At 44.4% G+C, this 21,616-nt stretch carries 19 protein-coding genes; 8 read left to right on the forward strand and 11 right to left on the reverse strand.

The window, feature by feature from the left end:
* Positions 1-233: 233 nt before the first annotated feature.
* On the forward strand, positions 234-1,211 hold the full coding sequence (locus tag AC6R16_RS15945; RefSeq protein WP_500675010.1) for an arginine deiminase-related protein: 978 nt from the start codon (positions 234-236) through the stop codon (positions 1,209-1,211).
* A gap of 60 nt (positions 1,212-1,271) precedes the next feature.
* On the opposite strand, the gene AC6R16_RS15950 is transcribed toward AC6R16_RS15945, so the two are convergent.
* A complete protein-coding gene (locus AC6R16_RS15950) occupies positions 1,272-1,937 on the reverse strand; it encodes a Crp/Fnr family transcriptional regulator (protein WP_500675011.1) in 666 nt (221 codons plus the stop codon).
* 193 nt (positions 1,938-2,130) lie between these two features.
* Here AC6R16_RS15950 and add point away from each other — a divergent pair, with 193 nt between their 5' ends.
* Positions 2,131-3,123, forward strand: coding sequence for an adenosine deaminase (gene add, locus AC6R16_RS15955; RefSeq protein ID WP_004743923.1), 993 nt, complete (start codon positions 2,131-2,133; stop codon positions 3,121-3,123).
* Positions 3,124-3,199: 76 nt separating this feature from the next.
* Here add and AC6R16_RS15960 read toward each other — a convergent pair whose 3' ends face one another.
* The 5 genes from AC6R16_RS15960 to AC6R16_RS15980 form a co-directional block, all read right to left on the reverse strand.
* On the reverse strand, positions 3,200-5,356 hold the full coding sequence (locus tag AC6R16_RS15960; protein WP_500675012.1) for a TonB-dependent receptor: 2,157 nt from the start codon (positions 5,354-5,356) through the stop codon (positions 3,200-3,202).
* A 309-nt stretch (positions 5,357-5,665) separates the two neighbouring features.
* Entirely contained in the window at positions 5,666-6,622 is a 957-nt protein-coding gene (locus tag AC6R16_RS15965; protein WP_500675013.1) for a GntR family transcriptional regulator, read from the reverse strand.
* 198 nt (positions 6,623-6,820) lie between these two features.
* Positions 6,821-8,818 (reverse strand): Fe(3+)-hydroxamate ABC transporter permease FhuB, encoded by a 1,998-nt coding sequence (fhuB, locus tag AC6R16_RS15970; RefSeq protein WP_500675014.1) that lies wholly within the window; start codon positions 8,816-8,818, stop codon positions 6,821-6,823.
* The gene (locus AC6R16_RS15975) at positions 8,818-9,711 is read right to left on the reverse strand and encodes an iron-siderophore ABC transporter substrate-binding protein (protein WP_500675015.1); all 894 of its coding nucleotides are present in this window, start codon (positions 9,709-9,711) and stop codon (positions 8,818-8,820) included. The genes fhuB and AC6R16_RS15975 overlap by 1 nt, the downstream gene beginning before the upstream one ends.
* A gap of 17 nt (positions 9,712-9,728) precedes the next feature.
* Positions 9,729-10,496 carry an ABC transporter ATP-binding protein gene (locus AC6R16_RS15980; protein WP_272787645.1) on the reverse strand — a complete coding sequence of 256 codons (768 nt, stop codon included), beginning with the start codon at positions 10,494-10,496 and terminating at the stop codon, positions 9,729-9,731.
* A 153-nt stretch (positions 10,497-10,649) separates the two neighbouring features.
* Here AC6R16_RS15980 and AC6R16_RS15985 point away from each other — a divergent pair, with 153 nt between their 5' ends.
* On the forward strand, positions 10,650-11,858 hold the full coding sequence (locus AC6R16_RS15985; RefSeq protein WP_500675016.1) for an MFS transporter: 1,209 nt from the start codon (positions 10,650-10,652) through the stop codon (positions 11,856-11,858).
* Here AC6R16_RS15985 and AC6R16_RS15990 read toward each other — a convergent pair.
* Entirely contained in the window at positions 11,855-12,586 is a 732-nt protein-coding gene (locus AC6R16_RS15990) for a siderophore ferric iron reductase (RefSeq protein WP_500640020.1), read from the reverse strand. The two genes, AC6R16_RS15985 and AC6R16_RS15990, sit on opposite strands and share 4 nt — an antisense overlap.
* A gap of 138 nt (positions 12,587-12,724) precedes the next feature.
* Entirely contained in the window at positions 12,725-13,645 is a 921-nt protein-coding gene (locus tag AC6R16_RS15995; RefSeq protein WP_500640021.1) for a polyprenyl-phosphate transporter, read from the reverse strand.
* Positions 13,646-14,300: 655 nt separating this feature from the next.
* Here AC6R16_RS15995 and gltS point away from each other — a divergent pair.
* Positions 14,301-15,527: a sodium/glutamate symporter gene (gltS, locus tag AC6R16_RS16000; RefSeq protein WP_500640022.1), complete on the forward strand. Its 1,227-nt coding sequence runs from the start codon at positions 14,301-14,303 to the stop codon at positions 15,525-15,527.
* Between the two features lie 58 nt (positions 15,528-15,585).
* Here the strand turns inward: gltS and AC6R16_RS16005 are convergent, their stop codons facing one another.
* Positions 15,586-16,320 (reverse strand): flagellar brake protein, encoded by a 735-nt coding sequence (locus AC6R16_RS16005; protein WP_500640023.1) that lies wholly within the window; start codon positions 16,318-16,320, stop codon positions 15,586-15,588.
* 171 nt (positions 16,321-16,491) lie between these two features.
* Between AC6R16_RS16005 and AC6R16_RS16010 the strand changes: the two genes are divergently transcribed.
* Entirely contained in the window at positions 16,492-16,773 is a 282-nt protein-coding gene (locus AC6R16_RS16010) for a GNAT family N-acetyltransferase (RefSeq protein ID WP_500675017.1), read from the forward strand.
* 2 nt (positions 16,774-16,775) lie between these two features.
* Entirely contained in the window at positions 16,776-17,741 is a 966-nt protein-coding gene (locus AC6R16_RS16015; protein ID WP_500675018.1) for an aminoglycoside phosphotransferase family protein, read from the forward strand.
* Between the two features lie 16 nt (positions 17,742-17,757).
* Here AC6R16_RS16015 and AC6R16_RS16020 read toward each other — a convergent pair whose 3' ends face one another.
* The gene (locus AC6R16_RS16020) at positions 17,758-18,249 is read right to left on the reverse strand and encodes a GNAT family N-acetyltransferase (protein WP_500675019.1); all 492 of its coding nucleotides are present in this window, start codon (positions 18,247-18,249) and stop codon (positions 17,758-17,760) included.
* Positions 18,250-18,463: 214 nt separating this feature from the next.
* Between AC6R16_RS16020 and AC6R16_RS16025 the strand changes: the two genes are divergently transcribed.
* Positions 18,464-19,642 (forward strand): MFS transporter, encoded by a 1,179-nt coding sequence (locus tag AC6R16_RS16025; protein ID WP_494504215.1) that lies wholly within the window; start codon positions 18,464-18,466, stop codon positions 19,640-19,642.
* An 8-nt stretch (positions 19,643-19,650) separates the two neighbouring features.
* Positions 19,651-20,580: a Gfo/Idh/MocA family protein gene (locus AC6R16_RS16030; protein ID WP_500675020.1), complete on the forward strand. Its 930-nt coding sequence runs from the start codon at positions 19,651-19,653 to the stop codon at positions 20,578-20,580.
* Positions 20,581-20,625: 45 nt separating this feature from the next.
* Here AC6R16_RS16030 and AC6R16_RS16035 read toward each other — a convergent pair whose 3' ends face one another.
* Positions 20,626-21,540 (reverse strand): LysR substrate-binding domain-containing protein, encoded by a 915-nt coding sequence (locus AC6R16_RS16035; RefSeq protein WP_494504217.1) that lies wholly within the window; start codon positions 21,538-21,540, stop codon positions 20,626-20,628.
* Positions 21,541-21,616: the final 76 nt, after the last annotated feature.

Below are 21,616 nucleotides of genomic sequence, written 5' to 3' on the forward strand. Positions count from 1 at the left end.
AATGGTATACCGTTAGTGGGGGAAATGTAACCAGTTTATTATTCTTTCCTTTGCATATTATTCAATCAAAGATAATAAAAAGTCACGGTGACAATAAAAATAACTGGTTAATGAATTAATGGCAGTAAGTATTACTGTATTTGAAGTTAATTATCAGGTTAATTCAGCAATATTTCATTTAACATTATGTCTACAATTGGCAGTAATGAGTGAGATTAATTGAGTCTGTCACAATGTTGAAACAGAAAACCCTACTACAGAAAAATCAATCAACAGTACAAAACGCTAATTGTGTGGTGATGGTGCCACCAAAAGAGTTTGCGTTTAATGCCGAAACGGCGCAGGACAATGAATTCCAACACAAAGTATCTTTGTCTACCAGCGAAGTACGCCACAGTGCGATGCAAGAGTTTAACGCCATGGTGGCGGAGTTGCGTCAAGTGGGTGTTCAAGTGGTGGTCTACGATTACCCGTTGGGTGAGGTAGAAACACCTGATGCAGTGTTCCCAAATAACTGGTTTAGTACGACTGCCAGTGGCGAGCTATACACCTTCCCGATGGCGTGCAAAAACCGTCAGCAAGAAGTTAAAGTCGATGCATTAGTTGCAACGCTTGAAAGTGCAGGTCGCCCAGTACAATCTCAAGATAGTCTTCTGTCATATCTAGAGCAAGATGCGCACCTTGAAAGTACAGGTGTGATGGTAAAAGATCATGTCAATAAAACCGTCTACGCGGCGCTTTCTCAACGTTGTGATCGTGAAGTACTGGAAGATTACGCTGAACGTATTGGTTACGATCGAGTGGTTTCGTTCCAGACTGCATTACCATCAGGTAAGCCGATTTATCACACTAATGTGATGATGGCGATTGGTGAAAGCTTCTGCGTTATCTGTGATGAGGTCATCCCTGAATTTGAGCGTCGCTTTGTCATCAAGTCATTAGCGAAGGACAAACAGGTGATTTCGATTTCACTTGAACAGATGAATCAATTCTGTGGCAACATTTTACAGCTTGAAACAGTTAACGGTGAAAAAGTGATTGCGATGTCTCAATCAGCATTTGATGCGTTTTCTCCAGCTCAACGTGCTCAACTATCGAGCCATGGTAAGTTGCTGCCATTTAACGTTAAAACGATCGAAAACATTGGCGGTGGTAGCGTTCGTTGTATGTTAGGTGAAGTGTTCTTACCAACACGTACCAACAACCTATAAGCTTCAAGCGAATTTAAAAACCAAATGGGCACCTCATCGGTGCCCTTTTTAGGTTTAGTGCTATTGATAGTACTGCTCTAGATAGTCGCTTAGCTTGTCGATATCAACGGGCACTATCTCAGAGCTATCTGTCCCTTTTTTGACCAAGCCTTCTTTAATCAGTTCGTGGATTATGCGTGTATAGGCTCTTTCCGTGCAGCCGAATCTTTGCGCTTCTTGGTACATATAACTGTGCCCCCTAGTGTGAGTACCAGAGGTATATCGAGTAATCATATCTTTGATAATATTGAACTTCAGCGGATAGAGAGAACGTTCCATCGCAATATGCATGGTATTTAGGTAGATGTTCGACATACGGTGGCTCATCCAAAAGGCCACCTGGGCATCTTCAAGCAGGAACTCAGCAAAGCGCTCTTTTGGAATCACGGTCAGCTGAGCACCTTGTGTTGCAATGACACTAAAAGGGCTAGGTTTATCAGAGAAAAACTCCATCTCGCCAAAGAAGTTATCCTCCAGATAGTAGTCCCCTAAGCTGAGGGTTTTCCCATTCTCTGCGGTGTGCAGCACTGAAAACTGCGCCGCTTCTGTCCAATACACTTCATTGACTTCGCTATGTTGGCGAATGATGAAATCGCCTTTGCTGACGTGCAAGGTTTTGTACTGTTCACGTTTCACTAGTTGGCGGATCTTATTCAACCCGTCACTTAAAATTTTATTCTTATCCATAGTGAATTTGCTTTGCTTAACATTGATTTGGCTATTTTGGCGTGCGACCGGACAATTGTCGTGTTATATATCATCGTTAATCATATACCATGAGTTTTATCGTTATCAAAACAAATGATTAAGTGTCATGACCGCCACTTTGGTGTGTTGAGCTACGCTTACTCAATAAGCAGGAAAGTTAGGACAAAAACAGATGAACTACTTTGATCTCCCTAAAATCGATCTTCATTGTCACCTAGATGGCAGCCTTCGCCCGCAAACTGTGCTTGATTTAGCCGCTGAAAATAACATTGAGCTGCCTAGCCAGAATGCCGAAGAGATCAAAACAATGATGATTGCGCCGGAAACTTGTCCTAACCTGCAAGAATACTTAGACCGTTTTGCACTGCCAATTAAAGTGATGCAAACCGCAGACAGCATTGAGCGTATTTCTTTTGAGCTGTTCGAAGATGCGGCAAAAGAGAACGTGAAGTACCTTGAAGTACGTTTTGGGCCTCAGCTGCATACCCAGCAAGGGCTGACTTACGCAGAAATCATCGAGAGTGCTGTCAAAGGCATGAAACGTGCTGAAGCGCAGTACGATATTAAAGGTAACTACATTCTGTCACTGGTGAAACTGCTACCAATCGATTCAGTTAACGACATTATTGATGCTGGTGCTCCTTTATTAGGTAAAGGCGTTGCTGCGTTTGACTTAGCGGGTGCTGAGCTAGACAACTTTGCTCATGAATATGTTGAGTACACTCAGTATGCTCGTGATAAAGGCTACCGAATCACCATTCACGCAGGTGAGCAAGGCTGTGGTCAAAACGTTTATGATGCCATCGAGCTGCTAGGTGCAGAGCGAATTGGTCACGGTGTAGCAATCAAAGATCATGCAGAGGCATACAAGCGCGTTAAAGAAGATGTGGTTGGCCTTGAAGCTTGCCCAAGTAGTAATGTTCAAACCAAAGCGATTCCAGAGCTTAAGCAGCACCCACTGAAAGAGTTCCACAACGACGGTCTAGCAGTCACGATTAACACAGACAATCGCACTGTATCAAATACGACGATGACCGATGAAGTGCAAAAGGTGATGGAGCAGTTTGAACTTACCGCTGAAGATTACAAACAGATCTATACAGCGAGTGTTGAACAGTCTTTTGCTTCTGATGAAGTGAAAAAACACTTAATGCAGTACGCATAAATCACTAGGTCAACAGGACCTAGTAGATAAAACAAAACCGCCGAATAGGGCGGTTTTGTTGTATTGGCGGCATTGTTTAAAACTTAACTTGGTAGTTAAGAGTGTAGGTACGTCCACGACCTTTGTAATCATAAGCAGCAGATTCGTAGTGCTTTGAGTAGATGATTTGTGCACGTTGACCCCAAGCTGTGGTGTAGTCCTTATCAAATAGGTTTTGGATACCGAAACCTAGGCTACCTACTGGAAGCTGGTAGCTACCGACCAGATCAAATAAGGTGTAGCCATCTAGCTTGTTGTTTGAAGCATCTTCATAGTCAAACATGGTTTGGCTTTGCAGTTTTACCGCAAGATCTGCGTCGTACCAACCTGCCCAAGCATTGGCCTTAGAAGTACTTGCATAGCCAGCATCATAGTCTTCCCAGCCATTATCGCCTTTCACTTCAGATACTACATAGTGACCAGAAGCACCAAGCTGAATATTGTCATGAACCCAGTAAGATGCCATTGCCTCTAAACCGTAGACACGTTTCTTATCTTCGATTTCTTCGATAAGCAGCGTCGTCTTATTGTACTTAACATTCTTGTCTGATTGAGAATAGTAAGCCGCAGTTTGTAGGTTTAGATCGCCTGTATCTAAGCGGTAACCTAACTCAAAACTATTGGTCTTAATCCCTGACATTTTTGATTCATTGACGTTAATGCTGTCGTTTAGTTGCCAATGATCTCCAACCAGTGTGTAGTTACCTTGTCCGTAGTACTTAGCAGGATCAGCAAGATCAAACCCTTGAGAGAAGTTTGCCCATACTTGAGAGTCACTGTTTAGGTGATAAATTGTTCCCAAGTTAAATAGTGCGACTCCATAATCTGTCTTACCCCCAGGGACTGCATCAGCTGAAATACCATTTCCTTTGGCAATTTCTTTTTGCTGGTCGTAATCAACAAAATCATTAATCTTGTTTGACATGTATTGGTAGCGTACACCACCTTCGACTGTCCAATCTTCAGTGATTGAATAGTCTGCTTGAGCAAAAGCGGCAACTGAGCTGACTTCAACTCCCGGGTAGCGTCCAACTTGGGCATAAGTCTTGTTGATTAGGTTGCCAGAGTTATTGGCAATGGTTGGATCATACAGTGCTTGGTTACTTTCCAACTTGTCTTGATAAGCATCGACACCATAAACAATGTTAAATTTATCGAAGTTTTTCGCGAGTGCAGCTTTAAGCGAAATGACATCGGTAATCTGCTGACCAGAAGACTGGTAGTAAGGAGTGTAAGTCTGGTCTTCTTTACGGTATGACGCTTCCGCGATGAGTTGATGTCCAAGGAATTGCTCATCTACATAAGAGGCACTAAGCATGATGCGTTCCGTACCGTGTTCACGATCAGAATCAAAACCTTTACGTACATCTACAAAGTCGCTGCCGACAATATACAGTCCATATGGCGAGTCTTGTTGGCTATCATAGTATTGCGCAAGAAGGTTCAGCTTTTTGGTGTCTGAAACATTAACACCTACTGTTGTTAGAAAATCTACGGTTTGATTAAACTGTAATGAGCCCTGTGAGATATCTGGAGTTACAATGGTGCCATTAGCATCGAAGAAGCCTTGAGTCTCTGTGTATACGACAGAAGTACGAGCTTGAACTTTTTCATTGCCGCCCGAAATAGACTGTGCAAGTTTGTAGTCGAAGTCTTCACTTGAGTTAAGGCCCGATGTTCCACCTACATAGGATTCAAATTCTAATTCTTCGCTTTGCGCTTTTTTGGTGATGATGTTAACCACACCGCCTGAAGCACCTGCTCCGTATATTGATGTAGAACCAGAAAGTACTTCGATACGATCAATATTGAACGGGTCGATTGAATCTAGATGGCGGCTGATAGAGCGCGAAGATTGCAGAGAAACGCCATCGATCATCACTAGCATCTTACGTCCGCGAAGGTTTTGACCTAGATTAGTACGGGCACCGCTGCTGACATCCAAAGATGGAATTGCCGAAGCCAGAATATCACCAAGGGTCTTACCACCGCGGTATTCTTGTTCGATGGTTTCTGATTCTATATACCAAACCGTACCAGGAATATCGCTGATCGCTTTAGGCGTACGACTGGAGACAACCACCATCTTGCCTTCAGTTGTGTATTCTTGTGCTTGGGCTGTAAACACTGTGCTTGCTGCGGCGATCGCTAGCGCAACAGTGGATAGAGGGAACTTCCCTTTACTCGCTTTCATTATTTTCTCTATGTTTTTCAATACAAAGCTGCGCAAATTAGTATTTGGCGGCAAGACTGTTTTGTTATTTCTAAATAAGAATCATTATTATTGTATTTTTGCAGCGAAAGCGCAATATACTAATGCGAATTATTTTCTTTTAACTCAATAGCGGTGTGATAATTGTGGTTTGAAGAGGACCAAAGAGTCGGTAGCACTCAGGTGTATGGTGACTTCAGCGTGGGTTTGTGAGTAAAAACAGATTTGGGGGTGGGATAGAAAAACAAGGCAGCTGTGCTTTAGCTGCCTATTAATCCCGATTGATATTAACTAGATGTCGATGTCAGCAATACTGGTTACGAGCTTTTCTCGTTCTGATAGCGAAAGGTTAATCACATTGCCATAAGTGCGCTGCATGACGCGAATATCATTTTCTAGTAGTTGAGTGAGCTTCTTGGATGCACCTTGGTTGTCGCCTGCCAGTACAAGTTCGATGATATCTAGGCGGCGTTGACAAGACTTGGTGACAGAAGATTGAATATGCATAGATACGAGATCGGTCGCTTTACGCATTCGATTATGTTGCTGCATATTACCAAGCAAAAAGCGATTACCAGAACATGCGGCAATCCGCTCATGAAATTGTGCACTTAAGTTAAATAACTCACTTGCGCTCACTGCATCAGGATCTTGAATCGCTTTAAGGTGATGGTCGCGACACTCCTCTAGCGCGTGGCGGTCGAGTGACCAACTCGGCTCAAGAAGACCAGCAGGTTCGAAGATAAGTCGACATCGGTAGCTCTCGGTGTGTCGTTCAAGCGTGTTGAGTACGCCATCCAGGTGCCATTTATAGCCGGGACTGCGGCGTAAGATGCCATCACTTTCGAGTAGGCGGAGTACACTTTGTACTTCACCTCGGTTGGCGTTATAGCGCTCTTGAAGCTCTTTCTCAGAAAATGCAGCGTCGATATCACCGAAGAACAGATCCATGAGTAGTCTCAGGTAGAGCCTCTCCTGACGAGATTCTTCCTTATTGGAGGCATTATCGGATTTGATGGCTTGCGCATCTAGCTGTAATACAAAGCCTTTATAGGGAACCGCTTTGGCGATACCTAACGCTGACATATAAGTGAGCACAGCGCGCATCGGCGTTCTTGAGACTTCAAACTGTTGGGCTAATGAAGACTCGTTCAGGCTGTCGCCAACTTTTGCATGCTCCGCTTTGAGCTTGCTGATGACTTTATTGAACAAATCTTGCTGAAGTTTAGTAATTGCTGTCTTTTCCATGAGTGACAATTTGTAGTGTTCTTGCCCCCATAGTAATCATAAATTCATCTCATTACCATTAATTGTATTTTTGCAATCAAAATACAATTTAATGAATTTGGAATAAGTAACAAATAGATAGGGCGTTTCGATAGAGAGGAGGAGTTGCCACAGAAGACCAATACATTAGCCTCCTATGGCGAGTTGTGGTTCTAGAGGCTAACGTCTCATTAGGTAGAGGAAGTAGCCGCCACCAATCAAGGACGCAAGCAGTCCAGCAGGGAACTGCCAAGGGAACCAAAGTGTTCGTCCTATCCAATCCGCCAATACCATGATGGTTGCCCCGAGTAAGGCTGCGGTGAGCATTTGCGGAGTTGCTCGATATTGGTGAAGTGAACGCGCCATATGCGGAGCCAGTAGGCCAATAAAGCTGAGTGGGCCAATCACTATGGTGCACAGCGTCGTCAAGGCAGCAACCAGTAACAGTAGCACCAACCTAACCACAGTGGCGTTCATACCAATACTATTCGCCGTGACTTCACCTAAGCCAATCAACTCAATCCAACGATTGAGAGATAGCGCAATCGCACCAACAAAGGTGACGCCAATCGCGAGCAGTACAACGTCATTGTGTGCTACTAAGTAAGTCGATCCAGATAGCCAAGTGAGCAGCGCAGACGCGTTATCATGGCCTGAGCTCATTGCGATTCTAAGTAAAGCATCTAAACCTGCACTTAAGGCTATACCCGTCAGTAGGGTTTGTGTTGGGGCAAAATTGTGTTTTCTGCCCATTAACCATACCACTGCTGTTACCGAAACCGCGCCAATCGTACCGAGCAACATTTGTTGTTCTCTGCCCACTGCGATACCAAACAAGGTGCCGAGAACCAGTGCGAGCGCTGCACCCGAACTAATCCCTAGCACTTCTGGGCTAGCCATTGGGTTGTTGGAGATACGCTGAATTATCGTTCCTGCAAATGCTAAACCTATTCCCGCAATCAGCGCGACAAGTACGCGTGGTGCTCGCAGTTCAAACATTGCTTGGTTGAAACCAAGACTCCAACCCAACTGATTCTTACCGACCATAATCGCAAAGAGAGAAGCTGCGATGAGTGCAACGGTCAGTGCAGCCAAAATATTGCGAGTGCTGACTAATTTGTAATGCTCGACATGTTCAGAGCGTGCTTTAAGGTCGGATTGCAGCTTAGTTCGTTGTAGTAGCCACAACAAAAAAGGCGCGCCAATTAAGGCTGTCATCGCGCCTGTCGGTAACAGCTCTCCACCGACACCAGAGAAAGGTTGGATAACTAGATCAACAGTGAGCAAGATACCACTACCAATAGCGCCACTGGCTAGAATTTGTTTGGCAAGGGCTCTAACGCCAAGCATTCTGGCGATAGCTGGCGCAACGATGCCAACAAAGCCAATTAAGCCCACCTCACTGACCACGGCAGCGGTAATGAAGATGGCTAACGATAAACAGAGTAGTTTGATCTGTTTGATATTCACGCCCAACGATGTCGCGACATTGTCACCAAACTGCAGTGCGGATAATGGACGCTGTAAGACTAAGAGTAAGCAGGTAGGTAAGAGAACCAAAGGCAACAGCATTTGTGTACTTGACCAATCGTTCTGATTCAGCACGCCTGCCCCCCAGACAAAGATGCTGGTAAGTCGCTGTTCATGGAGCATCAATAGCATGGTGTTGACTGAGCCTAAAAACAGGCTTACCACCATACCTGCGAGCACCATATGCAGTGGTGAAAACCCTCTCGCAGAACTTAAAACAAACACCAGTCCGGTCGCTAGGCAGCCGCCAATAAATGCCGGAACAAAACTTGGGATGACAAGGTTAGCGGGGATCAACAAAATACCCAGCACCATGCCGAGTTCAGCACCTGCTGCGACGCCTAATGTTGTTGGAGAAGCGATAGGATTGCGTAAGACAAACTGCATCACACAACCCGCAACGGCGAGCGCAAATCCACAAATAATCGCGACAGCCAGTCTTGGTAAATAGGTTAAATGGGTGATGAGATGCTGATAATTGGCAGAATCAAAATGAAAAATGGTGTCCCAAATGAGGCCAATACCTTGTGAATAGGGAGCGGTGACTTGCAGCAGAGAGCCAATGATCACAACAGCAGCGCTGAATATCGCTGCTGTTTTAAAACTTAATCGCCCGTTAGCTTGGTTTGCGATCTTTAAAGTATTCATTATTGTTGGATGAGTTGCTCGGTAATGTGGTCACTAAATCTTTGTGCTGCGATCAGTCCACCAAAAGTCCAAATTGCAGGAAGCTCATAAACAGAATCTGTACGAGTGAACTCCATCGCTTGCCAAAGAGGAGACTTCGTAAGTTGCTGACGTTCTTCTTGTTTCAAAGGACCAAAAATCATTACGTTGGCTTTTTGATGCTCGGCCAGCTTTTCTGTTCCCGTTGTGGTGAAGCCCCAAAGATTGGTTTGCTCTTGCCAATCATTCTTTAGCCCCATCGCGCTGATAGTGTCTTGCGCCAGAGAGCCTTGGCTGTGAATACGCAGTGTTTTATCGTTAATGAATCGCGCAAACAGTAGCGGCTTGTCTGCCTTTCCGGCTGATACAACTTTTTCTCCGTTGTTCGCAAGGCGTTGGTCCGTTTGCTCGATCACTTGCTTGGCACGTTGCTCTTTGTCGAACAGTTTACCCAAAGAGGTCGTAATAGATTTTGCTGACGCTAATGGTTGCTTTTCTTCACTATAAACACTGTAAACGAGAACTGGTGCAATCTTATTCAACTGCTCATAGGCAGCGGCCATATGCTTGCTGATTAAGATGACATCGGGTTTGATATCCGTGAGTAACTCTAAATTAGGTTCTCGTCGCGAGCCGACATCGATTACATCAGAATCTAAGCTTGGCTCAACAACCCATTGCTGATAGCCGTTGGTATCGGCGACACCTTCGAGGTCGACGCCAAGGCTGAGTACTGTTTCGGTCAATACCCAATCTAGTGCCACGACTTTCTTCGGTGTCGTTTCAAAGGAAGCTGTTCCCATTTCGTGGGTAATATCGAGCGCGTAGCTATTGAATGCCAATGCTGCAGAGAGCATTACAATGAGTTTTTTCACAACAGGTTCCTTTTTGTTTAAGGGATGTAGCTGATCGGTTTGCCCGTCTTAGGGTGTTCGAACAACGCGAGCTCCATACCGTATATTTTCATTAACGTCTCTGGCGTCATTAGCTCTTGAGGAGAGCCAGCGGCAATGACTTTTCCAGAGTGGAGGGCAATCAGATGATCGCTAAACTTAGCAGCCATGTTGACATCATGTAGTACCATGATCACCGTTAAACCCATCGATTGGTTGAGCTCTCGAATTAAGGCTAATAGTTCATGTTGATGGGCGACATCCAAAGCCGAAGTCGGTTCATCAAGTAAAATACATTGGCTTTGTTGAGCGAGCAGCATAGCGACCCAAGCTCTTTGTCTTTCACCACCTGATAAGGTAGCGACAAATCGCTCTGCAAATGGTGTTAAGCCAACTTTCTCAATCGCTTGGTCGACAATGGCGTAATCTTCTTTTCCGTAACGACCAAATGCCCCTTTCCACGGGTAGCGTCCAAAACAGACCAATTCGCGAACGGTGACACCGTCAGTGATCGGCGGATGCTGAGGTAAATAAGCCACTTGATGAGCGAACTCTAAGCTTGAAAACGAAGAGACGAGTTGTTGATTAAACAGAACTTGTCCATGGGTTGGCGCATTTTGACGACTAAGAAGTTTAACTAAGGTCGATTTACCACAACCATTGTGACCAAGAAGTGTTGTCACCTTCCCCGGAGCAAAATCGAGCGTAGTGGGAGATAGGATAACTTTACCGTCGATTTCGAACGACGCATCGACAAGTTGATACATAAGTAAAATATGAAGTTGAGTTATTGGCTTTAAGCCGCTAACTTTACCACGCTAAAAAAGCAATGAGAATTATTTTCACAATCAATAACTCTATCATTAGCTATATGAATTGCTCATTGCTGACTTTTATAACAATTACAATGAATTACAAATATGTCGGTTTTACACAGCAAAAAAGCTCAACTGTGGGCAATCAGTTTAGCAGCAGCACTCATGGGTATTGGTCAAAATGGCTTGCTCGTCTCGCTCCCTTTCTTAGTTGAGCGCTCCGCATTCAGTTTACCTACTTGGTCGATTCTTATCGCGATTGGAAGCTTTCTGTTTTTGCCCTCGGCACCTTACTGGGGAAGGTATAGCGACAAACGTGGTCCGAGAAATGTGGTTGTCCAAGCCTTGTTTGGCATGGCTATCAGTTTCGTGCTCTTGTTTCTATTTGCCATCTTAAGTGAGCATCAGCCCCATATGGTAATGCTTTGTTTAGTCGGCTTGATACTCGCTCGGATTATATATGGTTGCACTGTTTCGGGAATGGTTCCCGCTTGCCAACATTGGGCAATCCTATTGTGTGGTGCAGAGAATCGATTACAAGCCATCACGAGTATCAGTATTGGGTTGAGCGTGGGCAGGCTTGTTGGGCCTTTGATTGCTATAGTGGCATTAAAGTTGTCTCCCTATGCGCCATTGATGCTAATGATCGCGCTTCCTGTTGTCGCGCTCCTCGCAGTACTTTTTCAGCCAACGCCTCAACATGGTTTAGAGAGTGAGAAAGCAGTTGAGGCTTTACCTTGGCTGCCGAATAAATCCTTTCTGCCTTATCTATTGAGTGGTTTGCTACTTTGCGCGGCGATAGCGCTGTTACAGTACACCTTCACCCCGCTGATGAGTTCGGTAACCAGTTGGTCGACGGCTCAAATCAGTGACGGGATTGGGGTGCTGTTGACGATCAGCGCGGCGTGCACGTTTACCGTTCAGCTGCTAGTTGTTAAAAACAGAAAAATCACGCCAGTGAAAATGTATCGACTCGGGGCGTTGGGCTTGCTGTGTGGCTTGGTACTTTTCCTCTTACCCAATATCTGGCTGTACGCTTTAGCGATGGCAATTGCCGCGTGCGGAGCTGCTCTACTTGTTCCCGCCTATACTTCTGAGGCGACTGAAAAGCATAGCGATGCCCCAGGCTCCGTGGCGGGTTACATCGCTATGTCACATACTATTGGCTATGGATTAGCATCGTTACTGGCGTTCACCGCAACCATTAACGCTTTGTATCCTATTTATTTGTGTATCGCGTTTTCGGTGCTGATAGTCGCAACCGCTTATTTAGTTACCAAGAGCCCCTCTAAAGACGTTTCCGAGCTGTCTTAACGTTTATTGTCCGGGTGCCGAGGGCAGTCAGTACAGAGTTCCCGTCCTTGGCACTTATAGACTAAGCAGCAAGAAGTTCGCACGAAGACGAGTTGCTTCGATGCTTCATCATAGCTAAGTGAAGCCATGAGTTTTTCAGGAAGGTTGCAGGCAGCTAACCATTGTCGAGCTTGACCAATTAAATACTCTCCGGGAAGGTCGGGAGCAAATTGACTTAACTTAACTAGACAACCGAGTATCCCGTCTGCAAATAGGTGATTAGTAAATCCAGGTCGGATACGAGTCCAGATACTCATCTCATGGCGGAAATAATCAAATAGAGCGTTGAGCTCTTTGCCAGCATGTTCAATTAACTCTTTTTCAGTCCCCTCAAAGTAGTCTTCACTGTCAAACTGATAGCCACTGATAAAATTGGGCTGAACTTGTTGGCCAATAGCTGAGAGTTTAGGTAAACCTTGGCAAGAGTAGATAGCAATAAAAGCGACATAAATAGGCTGCCAACAAAGCAGTGTCCAAGTACGAGTCAGCCAGTAAGCCGCTCCGGCTTCGGGATGTTCTAGTTGAAGTCTTTCGTACAGTTCACGAATACTCTCTGAGCTCGAGCGATCCATATGAATGAGCGGGTGCTCGGTATTGACCTCTGTTAGGGGTTTTATTGAGCCGTGCAGATAAGGGGTGACTTGCTGTGAGTGCTCGAAGAGGTGCTCAAAGAATGAATGGCCACTCATATTGTTGTACTTATTCCGTTAAATCAGTTGAGCCAAGAATAAAGAAACCTAACCCTTATTACAATTGATTATCATTACAGATTGGATTTATGGCAATAAAAAACGGCTTCAATGGAAGCCGTTGTTCAAAGCTGAAGATTAAAGGTCTCTATTTTCGGCGAACTTCTCTAAACCTAGAACTAAGCCGATTGCACAAAGCATTAAGACAATAGCAATGCCGAGTTGAGATGGTTGAGAATTCAATGCTTCAAAGGCAGAAGGTGATAAGTTGTGCTGAATCAGAGGGACTTGCTCACCGCTAGAGTTGGTGCGCCAACTGATGGTTTCTTTCCACGGCCAGATTTTAGGTAAAGTGCCTAGCATTAAACCAGTTAGGAAGACGAGAGTAAGATCTCTGAAACGTTTTAGAAGCCAAGAAAGAACGTGAGAAAAACTTAGTAAGCCTAAAACACAACCCGTTAGGAACAAAGCGAGGATAGGAAGATCAAAGGATTTAACCGCTGCCAATACTGGGGTGTACATACCAATCAATAACAAGATAAAGCTGCCAGAGATGCCTGGTAGGATCATCGCACAAATAGCGATACCGCCCGCGAGAAGAACATTGATGCTGGTTGGTTCAAGTTGGAGCGGGTTAAGTACCGTTATGCTATAAGCGAATGCGACCCCGAGCAGCAGAAAGACCAATCGGCTTAGGCTTTTTTGTTCAATCTGCTTAAGCATATGGAACACAGACACCAGAATCAGCCCGAAGAAAAATGACCATAGTGGAATGGGGTGAGTCACCAGTAGCCATGAAATCAGTTTAGCGAGGGTTGCAATACTGGTTAGTACACCACCAAACAGGGCAATGAGAAAGAAACCATTGATATGTGCAAACGCTGCTTTAAAACCTTCGCGCTTCCAGATGCCAATAACACTAGGGTTAATGCGACGAATACTTTCAAGCAAGGTGTCGTAAATACCAGTAATGAATGCGATTGTTCCGCCTGACACACCAGGTACAACGTCTGCTGCGCCCATTGCCATGCCTTTGAGAAAAGTAGTTAAGTAGTTCATTCTTCGTGATAACTAAATTTAGGTGCCAAGAGTATACCGACTCTTATGTAGAAAAAGTATGAAAAATCAACGTTGATAAATGTGTTTATAGGAACATGGTTTAATATGTTTTTGCAAATAATTGCAAAATGCAATTTTCATATTGCATTTTGGCAAGTAAAACCGCCCAAAAAATGCGGTGTAAGACAAAAATAACGTGGTTTTAAAGTTGGCACGCTAACTGCATTAGTTATAGCGACCCTTATTAAGCCGAGGGTCACCTAGCCAACTGACGTTGTTAGTGAATGTAATTTGTTCACACTATATATAAGCCAATCGCAACATTGCGGTTGGCTATTTTTTTTGCCGAAAACCTTGTCAATCTTTATCTCGTCTGAATGTGTAAAGCTAATATCTGGCGCACGTTTACACCCTCTTAAGTCGTGTTTTTTAAGTCAATACTCGACAAATGGGCGCAAGTTTATTAATAATGCCCGCTTTCTTTTCGCAACCCAGACTAATATTTACAGGGTTAACTGTTGAAACGAGCATCTTGAGGCTGTTTGTATAAGGACAAATTTCAATAGAAAAATTGAATCAATGAGCATAGCTCCACAGAGTCAATAAGGGCTCTGGACTCGTTAGGGAAGATGAGTGAATCAAAAAAAGAGGTTATATGAATCAGATAATTTCAGTTGGACCGCTAGAATCTTTCTTAATCGCTATCAGCGTTTTATTCTTAGGGCACTTCGTCAACTCTAAACTTCCTGTCTTAAAGAAGTTCAATATCCCTGAGCCGATTGTCGGTGGTCTTATCGTAGCTGTCATCATCACATTAATGCATTTCAATGGCATAGACTTGGAGTTCTCTCTACCGTTGCAAGAAGTGTTTATGTTGATGTTCTTTAGTACTGTTGGCCTTGCTGCTAACTACACCCAGTTGATGAAAGGGGGTGCTAAAGTCTTTATCTTCTTAGCCGTTGCGTCTTTTTATATCATTATCCAAAACGGTGTCGGTGTCTCTATGGCGACCGCTTTGGGGCTTGATCCTTTAATGGGCTTGATTGCTGGCTCTATTACGCTTTCTGGTGGGCATGGTACTGGCGCGGCTTGGTCGCAAACATTTGCTGATAGTTATGGCTTATCTAACACGCTTGAAATCGCAATGGCATCGGCCACGTTTGGTTTGATCATCGGTGGTATTATTGGTAGTCCAGTCGCGCAAAAGCTGATTAACAAGAATGGCTTTGAATCTGAATATGGTACTGGCATACATACCCATGAGCGTTTCCCTGAACTTGTTACTTACAATGAATATGAAGAAGACAAAGTAACCGCGAAAAAAGTCATCGAGATTTTGTTTATTCTTCTTATCTGTGTGACGGGCGCTAAATATCTAGAGCAGTGGGTCAGCAGCTTTGAGATCAGTTGGCTAATGATTCCTGATTTCGTTTATGCGTTATTTATCGGCGTATTCATCACCAACCTGTTAGAAGTGACTAAGACGCATAAAGTGGATGCGGAAACGGTGGATATATTAGGTACAGTTTCCTTGTCTCTATTCTTAGCAATGGCGCTGATGAGCTTGAAGCTATGGAATATCTTTGACTTAGCGATTCCGTTCTTAATCATTCTGGCTGTGCAATCTGTTGTGTTAGGTGTTTTTTCATACTTTGTGACTTTCAAAGTCATGGGCTCAAACTACGACGCGGCGGTTATTGCTGGTGGTCACTGCGGTTTTGGCCTAGGTGCTACGCCGACTGCGGTAATGAATATGGGGTCTCTGGTGAATAAGTTTGGTCCGTCACCACAAGCATTTATGGTCGTGCCAATTGTCGGTGCATTTTTCATCGACATTGTTAACTTGATTATCCTCCAAGGCTACATTTCATTTATTGGGTAATAAGTCCTATATAACAAAACGCCCTGCAAATTTGCAGGGCGTTTTTGTATTCGTCTGGTTATCTTAGCGTAAGCTTGGTGCCATCAAATTTTAAATGACCGAGTAATACTTTGGCGTTGTCTTTTCCATCATCAGTAAATGCAACACCATAGCGAGCATAATGTAACGAGCGCTGTAAGTTGCACACTTTTCCATACAAAGGGGCGAACTCTACGCCTTTTAGTGAGCTTAGTTGAACATTTAAAGCGATCTCATCGCCAACTTGGAAAGGGCGGCTCAATGGGGCAGTGATAAAGCGACAACCACTTTTCGAGAGGTCACGAATTTCACAATCGAGTTTATGAGTTTCAGCGATCACTCTTGCTGCTAGATTTACTTCGAAACGCGGCTCTTTACGCAGTTGCGTGACCTGCATAGTTTGAGGAACAGAGAGGGTAAAAATCGGAACAGGGGCTTTCATGACATGTTGGAGTTGCCCTCGAAAGTGAACAATAGCCCCTTCTCCTCTCGGCGAAATTGCTCGAATGGTTGCCCAAAAACCCTCTTGGAAGAAAAAGTTTAAATCGTCTTCTGAAAGCTTTGGTAGCTCGGCTAAAATGACATTGCCGGAGTGAGTACCAATAAAAGACGTTTTACAGCGAAACGTTGTCCCTACAGGTGTTGTAATGCCAATCGTCAACTCACCGCCATGTTCAATCATGGCTAACGCATCAGTGCTATTTAAGGTTGAAACATTTCTGTCGTTTGTAGAGCGAGCAGGTTGCTCTTTAATTACCGCTGCTTGGGTATTCATCTAGCCTCCGTTGTTCCCACCATGTTATTGTTTTTGAGGTAGGTGAATATGTGACGTCCGTATGACAAACAAATATACTTCGGACAATGCCATTCTATGTTTGCTTGGCGGTATGTTCAAACATCAAATCACTCAATAAAGTTGAGCTAAGTATCATTTTTAGGAGTCAACATGTCTCATAAGGTAATTCTTGATGAAGTAAACTCACAGTTTCGTGTTCATCTTGAGGGAGAACACTACGCAATCGTGAAGTTTGAAGACAAAGGCAATGTGTACGCTATCACCTCGACCAAGGTACCTGAGGAGCTTCAGGGTAAAGGTTACGGGAAAGTGATGATGGAAGCCGTTTTACCGGAAGTGGAACAACTTGGTGTAAAGGTTGAGCCGATTTGCAGCTATGTTGTGCATTACTTGAATCGCAATGCTCAGTGGTCTCATCTCAAAGCAGAATAACAATGAAGTACAACTATCAACCGCTTCTTTCAAAGCTTGGCTTCTCCACACTACATTCGTTAGATGTTTTACAAACCTTATGGGGTGGCTATGGTGAGCTCGTTCGTCTCAATGTCGATAGCACCAGCATTATCGTTAAACATGTTCTGTTGCCGAAACCTAAGCATCACCCAAAAGGCTGGAATACTGATGTCTCGCACCAACGTAAACTTCGATCGTATCAAGTCGAACTAAATTGGTATCAATTTGCGGCGAAGCGATGCCATGCCAAAGTTCCACAAACGATACTGGTTGAGCAGCATGAACAAGAGCTGTTATTGGTGATGGAAGATCTTCAGCAAGTGGGTTTTACCGAAGTCGTCACAGCACCAACTCAACATCACTTAAGTGCTTGTCTAAGCTGGCTTGCCGATTTCCATGCCCAGCATATCGGTCATCAAGGAGAGGGGCTGTGGGAAGTGGGCACCTATTGGCATTTAGCTACCCGAGCTGATGAGTTACAAGCATTGAGTGATGAGGGGCTGAAGGCAAAAGCAAAGCAGATAGATAGTGTGCTCCAGAGTGCCGCTTATACAACGCTCGTGCATGGCGATGCGAAGCTAGCTAACTTCTGCTTCTCTCCAGATGGTAAAAACGCAGTTGCAGTCGATTTTCAGTACATAGGTAAAGGGTGTGCGATGAAAGATGTCGCGCTGTTTATGAGCAGTGCGGTGGAGCCGCAACAATGTGCTGAAATGGAAGCTTGGATTCTGGATGAGTATTTCGCTGCTCTTCAGTTGGCACTGGAGAAACATCAACCTCATTTATCTGCCGAAGAGGTTGAAGCGGCTTGGCGTCCTTTGTTTGCCATTGCATGGACAGACTTTCAGCGTTTTGTGAAAGGTTGGAGTCCAAAACATTGGAAAATCAATGACTACACAGAGGGTTTGAAAGAACGCGCTTTAGAGATGTTAAAGGCTTACCCTTAGGTAAGCCTCGCAAAAGTTACACTTTGATACGCGCCATGTAATACGTGTTAATGTATTCACCTTCTCGGTAAGATCCGAATTTGGACTCACCTTCTATCTCGAATCCAAACTTCTTATAACAAGCAACGGCTTTGTCATTGTCGGTATTGACTTCGATTTGTACTCTTTTTACTTGCAGCCAGTTGTCGGCTAAGTCAAGCACAGTCTCTATTAACTTGCTGCCTATACCCAGCCCGTGGTAATCATCGTGCACGCCGATACCAAAGCTTGCACAGTGAGCCGTGCGGGGCCGTTGAGAGTGCTCAAAGCCAATATTACCAACCACTTTACCGTCAACTTCTGCCACAAAGCTATAGACACCAGCAGGCATGTTTTCCAGTCGGGTCGTCCACATGCTCAACGAAGGTTTTGGGAGCTGGAGTGTCTCACGTTGCGCTTTAGGTTGTGAGTAAATTTCACACAATGCAGCGGCATCGCTGACTTGAGTCGGACGTATTATTATTTCCATATTATTTGCCTTTTCGACTGGTTAAACATTCCTTCACCATAACCAGAATAATAGGAATGTTAAAGCATTGTTTTAAAGAAATTTTTTCTTGAGTATTGTTGGTGATACACCATTTCAAAGCCTAAGCGCGCTACGATGGTATAAATTGTAAATTCGTTTGTTTCTGGAGCGAAGGCGATCTAATGTAACAGCTTGTTCACATAAGGAATCACTCATGAATCATTCCGCGAGTTGGAAAACTCCGCAAAACTTCCTCATGCTTATTTCAATCGTCGTCCCCATTGCTTTTTCAAGTTGGATGGCGCTGCTTAACAACTTCGTTATTGAGCGAGCAAACTTTGATGGTTCAGATATAGGTTTGCTGCAAAGTGTGCGCGAAATACCAGGCTTTCTCGCTTTTACTGCAGTGTTTGTGTTGCTGTTCATTCGAGAGCAGCGCTTTATGATACTTTCCCTCGCTGCTTTGACACTAGGTACTGCAATCACTGGCTTTTTTCCTTCACTTTTTGGATTGCTGTTTACGACTCTTCTCATGTCTACCGGCTTTCATTATTTCGAAACGCTGAAACAGTCTTTATCACTACAGTGGCTTTCTAAAGATGAAGCACCAGAAATGCTTGGTAAGTTTATCTCTGTTGGCGCATTGGCCTCATTGGTGACCTATGGCTCGCTTTGGATTTGTCTAGAAGTCTTCAAGATGGATTTCCAATGGGTCTACTTAACCTTTGGCGGCGTTGGGTTCTTGCTCGTGGTGTGGATGGCGTTTGCTTTTCCTCAATTTGAAACCAAGGTGCAGCAAAATAAAAAATTGGTTCTGAAAAAACGCTATTGGCTCTACTATGCGCTGACCTTTATGAGTGGTGCACGCCGTCAGATTTTCACTGTGTTTGCAGGCTTTTTAATGGTGGAGCGTTTTGGTTACTCTGCCGCAGATGTCACTCTACTATTTATCATCAACTACGTGTTTAACTTCCTTTTCGCCAAACGTATTGGTCGCTTTATTGGTCAAGTCGGTGAGCGTAAAGCGTTAATGTTTGAATACGTAGGCTTGATTGGGGTCTTTGTCGGTTACGCTTTGGTAGAGACAGCAGAGTGGGCAGCGGCACTCTATGTTATCGACCACCTGTTCTTTGCTCTAGCGCTGGCAATCAAAACCTATTTCCAAAAAATCGCTGATCCTGCTGATATGGCGTCTACCGCCGGTGTCTCTTTCACCATTAACCATATCGCCGCCGTGTTCATTCCAGTGACGTTCGGCTTTATCTGGTTGGTCTCGCCAGCAGCGGTCTTCTACATTGGTGCCGGAATGGCGTTGGTTTCTTTGTTATTGTCTCTCAATATCCCGAGATTACCTGAAGAGGGTAATGAAGTTCGAATTTTAAAATGGAGCTAGTGTAAAAGATGAAAGTAGCCATTATTGGATTGGGTGATATAGCGCAAAAAGCGTACCTACCAGTGATTTGTCAACGCGCTGATGTTGAGCCTATATTCTGTACGCGCAATCTTGAAACCTTAGCTAGCCTCGGCCAACAGTATCGAGTTGAAAAGCAGTGCCAAGACTATCAACAGCTTTTAGCTTTTGCTCCTGACGCGGTGATGATTCATGCTGCTACATCCGCTCATCGTGAGATTGCCGCCTATTTTATCCAGCAAGGGATTCCCACTTTTGTCGATAAACCGCTAGCTGATAGTGCACAAGACGTTGAGTTTCTGTATGAACTGGCTGAAAAGTACAACCAGCCACTGTATGTCGGTTTTAATCGCCGCCATATTCCTTTGTATAACCAGCATATCAAGGAACTTGGTCAAGGGGTGGTTGGCGACCTCACTTCCCTAAGGTGGGAGAAACACAGATACGATCAACCGGGTGATATTCGTACCTTTGTGTTTGACGATTTCATCCATCCTCTAGATAGCGTAAACCTAAACGGGCAAGCAACACTGGATGATGTCTATGTGACAGCGCAGTTTGAGCAGCGTCAGCTTGCTCGGGTCGATGTTCAATGGCAATCGGATTCAACGTTGCTACATGCGTCGATGAATAGACAATTTGGCGTTACCAAAGAAAGAGTGTCAGCGACTTATGCAAATAAAGCGTTAGAGTTTGACTCTTTTGTTGAGGGGCGAGTTTGGCAACAAAATCGAGAATCAAAACTCGTGCTGAAAGATTGGACTCCAATGCTTGCCAGCAAAGGGTTTGATTGCATGATTCAAGATTGGCTTGATGTAGTCAAAGTTGGCAAGCTCGCTACTGAAACGATAGCTCGAAATATCGCTAGCCATCAACTCGCAGAACACTTGGTTAGCCACTTAGAAGCACAGATGAAATAGTAAACACATATTAATTAGAATCAGCGGAGGATAACGTCCGCTTTTTTATAACTGACTAAACCTGTCTTGAATGTAGTCGACAAAGGTTTTTATTTGCCCCGGGATGAACTTTGACTGAGCATACTGAGCAATGACCTTACCTTGGTAATTGCCGCCTACATGCCAGTCGCGCAGAATTTCAATCACCTCTCCTGATTCCACATAATCTTGAATAGCAAACTCTGGAAATACCGAAATTCCGACTCCTCGTAACACGGCCTCACGACGAATCTCACTGTGGTTGACGGCAAATGAGCCATTAACGTTAATCGATACTTTCTTGTGATTATTGGTAAAGTCCCAAACCCGATCGCGAGGGTTTTCGCCAAGACAAAGGCAGTTGTGGGATGAAATATCTTCTGGGTGGATTGGCATTCCTTGTTGCTCGATATATGCAGGGCTGGCGCACATGACTAGGCGGCACTGGGTTAACGTTTTGGCGATCAATCCTTCCGTAGGTTTGTCAGTGATATGAATAATGACATCAACTTCATCCCCAATAGGATCGATATAGTGATCCGCGACTTTTAGCTGTAGCGCCACATTGGGGAAGGCATCAATAAAATCGAGTACCATCGGCATTAGCACTTGTCTAGAGAGAGCTTTAGGCGCCGCAACACGCAGTACACCTGAAACTTCGGTTTTGTCCGCCTGAGCCGCTGAGACCGCCATTTTTGCTGAGTTAATCATATCGCTGCACAGACTATAGACTTCCTGACCGGTGGAGCTTAGGCGCATTTGTCTCGTGGTTCTCTCAAGCAGCTTTTCCTCTAATGCATTTTCTAAGCGGGTTATCGAGCGGCTGACCGATGAGGGTGAAACCCCGAGTTTTTTTGCCGTGTTTGAAAAACTACCAGAGTCGACGACGTTGACGAAGATTGCCATCTCAGATAACAGTGGAATAAGCCTATTTGTGTCCATGGCGCAAAAATCCTTTGCATATTTGCAGTATTGTTTCGATAAAGTTACTTATGGATACTAATTAAGTCAATTGACA

It is taken from the genome of Vibrio sp. R10-SG3-ISO10, from assembly GCF_059834185.1.